A 4,045-nucleotide genomic window follows, 5' to 3' on the forward strand; every position below is an offset into this window, starting at 1 on the left:
AGACGGGCGAGGCGGTGCTGGTGGACTTCGGGGTGGCCTGGCACCCGGCCTGCCCCACGCTGACGAAGGGGATGTTTCCTCCGGGCACGCTGCCCTACCGGGCGCCGGAGGCGTGGGCGTATGGCCGTGCGCACGCGGGCGAGCCGGGCGCGCATTACCGGGCGGGGCCGGGGGATGACCTGTACGCGCTGGGGGTGGTGCTCTACCGGGTGCTGACGGGGCGCTTTCCCTTCCTGCCGGCCGAGCATGGGGGCGAGGACGTGGAGGCGGTGCTGCACCGGGCGCCCCTGCCGCCGCACGTGCTCAACGCGCGGGTGCCGCGGGCGGTGGAGGCGGTGTGCCTGCGGCTGCTGGCCAAGACGCCCGAGGCGCGCTACCCGGGCGCCGTGGCGTTGTGCGAGGCGCTGGAGGAGTTGAGGGCCCGGACGGACGTGGACTGGACGCAGGTGCCGCGCCCCGGGCCGCGGCCCCGGGTGAAGCCGTGGGGGCGCCGGGGCCGGGTGCTGGCGGCGCTGGGGGTGGGGTTGGCCGTGGTGCTGGGGGCCTGGTGGCTCGGCTCACGCCAGGAAGTGGCACCCGGAGCGCCCGCGCCGGAACCTGTGCGGGCCGTGGCCGCGCCTCGTGCCGAGGCGCCCCGAGAGGACACTGCCCCCATGCAACAGCAATCCCTGAAGACACCCGGTGCTCCGCCGGAAACCGCTCCCCCGCGCCGCAAGGCCGCCGTGCGCACCGCGTGCCTGGGCCTCACCAGCGCGGCCCTCCAGGCCTGTCTGGGTGCCTCGCAGCAGGTGCCGTCCGAGCGCCCGGCGGCGCCGCCGCGGGCGTGTCCCGCCGGGGCCGTGGAGACCATGACGGCGCTCGGCCTGCGCATGGGGGAGTACAACTCCCTGGATTGGAGCAGCGTGCGCGGCAGGTCCGTGCAGGTGTCCGAGGAGGCGTCCCTGCGCGTGGCGGGTGACTGGGACACGAACAGGGATTTGCATGGGCGTGGCGACAAGGTGGCGCTGCCCACCAATACCCGCGTGTTCGGCAGGCTCTACGTCCACGAGGGGCGGGTGTACGGCCGCTTCACCGAGGCGCGCACGCCCCTGGGCGTGGTGTACCCGGTGTGCATGGAGTTGATGGATACGGATGGCAACGTCGGCCTGGAGCTCCAGCCGGGCAGCGGGCCGGGGAGGATGATGGTGGACCCCGTCGCGCGGCTGCGGGTGGTGGACCGCTTCAGGTAGAGGGGCGTCCGGGAGGCGGGACGGACACGACCGCGCAGGAGGTGTGGTAGAGCCCCACTCCTCCGGTCTCGTTTTCGTGAGGTGCCCACCCCATGCCCGTGCTCTCCGCCGCCCTGGTGCGGCTCGTGCTGCTCGCCGCGCCCGTGGCGTCCCCCGCCCCCACCCCACTGCCTGCCTGTGAGGCAGGCACGCGCCACCTGGAGCTGAGCGCGGACACTCCTGGCGAGGCGCTCGCGGTGTGCGTCCACCCGGGGCTGTCCACCAGCTTCTTCTTCGACGCGAAGCTGACGCGGGTGGAGTTGGCCGGGCGGGAGTGGTTCCGGGTGATGCAGGGCGAGACGGGCCTGGCGCTCGTGCCCACGGTGGCACTGGGAGAGGGGGAGCGCGTGCCGCTGACGGTGTCCTTCCAGGACGGCGCGGCCCCGGTGAGCGTCCGCTTCACCCTGGTGGTGCACCCCTCCGAGGCCGCGCGGCAGGTGGAGGTGACGCGCCAGCCGCGCTCGCTCGAGTCCTACCGGGAGGGCGAGGGGCAGGCGCGGGCGGAAGCGCAACAGTGCCGGGAGGACAAGGCGCGCCTGCAAGCGGAGTGCGGCGGGCAGCGGGGGTTGCTGGGTCTGCACACCCAGGGGCTGCTGGGAGAGGGCGGCATCATCAGCAAGAACCTCATGAAGAGCGTCACCTCGCGCCGGGGCCATACGCTCGAGTCCACGGAGGCCCGCAGCTACCGGGCGGACACCCCACGGCTGGAGGACGGACACAAGGTGGTGCGGCTGCTCGTGGAGCAGTGGTTGGAAAACCACGGGAGCACGCCCTGGACGCCCACGGGGGCGGTGCTGGTGGGGAAGAACAGAGAGGAGTGGAAGGTGCTGGGCGTGTGGCCGCTGGAGCCCATTCCTCCTGGGAAGAAGCTCCACGTCATGGCGGAGGTGGAGATGACGGAGGAGGCCGCGCGCGGCACCTTCACGCTGAAGCTGTGGAGCCAGGAGAGTGGCACGGCGGAGTTCTTCGACGGGGTGACGTTCCCGTAGCCAGCGATCCAGCTCAGACACACCCATCGGGGCGTACGGCCCTCAGATGATGTCGTTGGGCAGGTAGACGCGGTGATCGGCGGGCAGTTGGCCCGAGCCCGCCAGCTTCAGGTACTCCTCGGTGCTGCGCACGGTGGCAATCACCTCGGGCGCTCCATTGCGCGTCACCACCACCGCTCCAATGGTGCCCGGTGGCGAATGGAAGATGGCCCAGAACGCCGCCCGCTCCTCGGGTGTCGGCTCCGCGCGGATGCGCTGGACGATCATCACCACCAATCCCGCCGGGCCGACCGCCCCCAGGGCAAGACCCGGCCAGTCGATTCGTCCGGTAAGACCTTTGCGGCTACCGTGGTAGAGCCAGAAAAATGAAATGGCAGCAAATGCCAAGATCCACACGGCCAGTCCAATCAACCACAGTGGGATGGGTTTCTTCACAACGCTCTTCCTCACAGTCACCATCCATTCAACGTCCACCCACTCACGGACCATCCAGACTGCGGCGGACGCCCTGCTCGACCTGCTCGCCGGTCAGCGCGTCCACGAGAAAATACCCGCTGAAGCCGACGATGAACCCCACGGCATTTCCCAGCAGTGGGACCTCCGAGCCCCAGATGGCCCCCACCACACCCGCGGCGAGGGCCGAACTCAAACCGCCAGCGACGAAGGCTCTTGTTCCCGTCGCGACGTAGTCCGTGCGGCTGTGCTCCTCGTCATCGAACGCGAGGGAGGTCATCGTGAAGACGGGCGCGGCCAGTGCGCCTCCCGCGAAGCCTCCGACTACGCGGCCCGCTCCCGTCGCGAGTCGGACGTTGGCACCCTGAGCCATCAGATTGCGTGACAAGCCACTGCCCGCGTTGGCCGTGACAAGATTTTGGGTAATCCCCCCCACCAGACCTGACGTGCCGCCTGCGACGCCTGCCCGCTGAATCCGCGGCCAAGCTTGGGCGTACCGTCCATGGGGCTGAACGCTGGTTTCGTAAGATAGATGAACGACTTCACAAAGCACGGATACCAACGCCCCACCCGTCGCGCCACGCCCGCCTGCAATACCCGCGGCCACGGCGTTTCCGCGCACCCCGCCCGCATGGCGCGCCACCAGCAGCAACTCGGGGAAGACCCAGCGCTCGATTTCCGCGGCCGTCATGTGCGGGTTGGCCGCGGCCACCTGCCGCCGGAAGCGCTCCAGTTGCACCAGGTGAGGACTGGTGAGGCCATTGCCCTGCACGCGGCTGGCCAGCTTCTCCCTCACGGCCCAGAGCGCGGCCTCCACCTCCCGCCGCACCTCGGGCGCAGTCTCCGTGCCCCGGCGCGTGTTCTCCAGGTTCTGGTATGCACGGTACACCGTGCCGCCGATGCGCACCGGCTCCATCTCCAGCAGCTTGTCCGCCACCTCCCGGTAGGACTGCTTGCGGTAGGTCGCCGGGTCGCGCAGCACGGCCCGGAACGGCTCCACATGGTCCTCGTTCACCAGCAGGTAGCCATGGCGCAACATCAGCGTCCGGCCCTCGGCCGCCGGCACCCGCGGGTACAGGGCCGCCCGCGCCCGCTCCCAGGTGCCAGGCCGCAGGCCCACCATGTCCCTCAATCCGCTCAGGTACGTCTCGAACGCCTCCCCCCGGCTGTCCGCCGCGCGCACGCTCGTCTTCACCGACTTGAGCCGGCCCCGGGCGTCGCGCAGGTCGAAGATGGGGTGGTTGTAGCGCACGGCGTTGAGGTCCTGCTGGGGAAGCATGCCGGCGTGCCGGGCCGACAGTTCGCCGAGGGTGCCGCGCCAGTCGCCGCGCGAGA

The 4,045-nt window shown here is 70.8% G+C and carries 4 protein-coding genes; 2 read left to right on the plus strand and 2 right to left on the minus strand.

The window, feature by feature from the left end:
* Positions 1-1,229 (plus strand): serine/threonine protein kinase (locus AC16DP_RS24680; protein ID WP_483956866.1); only part of this gene is annotated, 1,229 nt, incomplete at its 5' end.
* Positions 1,230-1,321: 92 nt separating this feature from the next.
* Positions 1,322-2,257: a DUF2381 family protein gene (locus AC16DP_RS24685; RefSeq protein ID WP_329730851.1), complete on the plus strand. Its 936-nt coding sequence runs from the start codon at positions 1,322-1,324 to the stop codon at positions 2,255-2,257.
* Positions 2,258-2,299: 42 nt separating this feature from the next.
* On the opposite strand, the gene AC16DP_RS24690 is transcribed toward AC16DP_RS24685, so the two are convergent.
* Positions 2,300-2,692, minus strand: a complete 393-nt coding sequence (locus AC16DP_RS24690; RefSeq protein ID WP_329730850.1) for a hypothetical protein — start codon at positions 2,690-2,692, stop codon at positions 2,300-2,302.
* 43 nt (positions 2,693-2,735) lie between these two features.
* The coding region (locus tag AC16DP_RS24695) for a hypothetical protein (RefSeq protein WP_483956867.1) at positions 2,736-4,045 on the minus strand (1,310 nt) is incomplete at its 5' end.

Source organism: Archangium sp. (assembly GCF_057119385.1).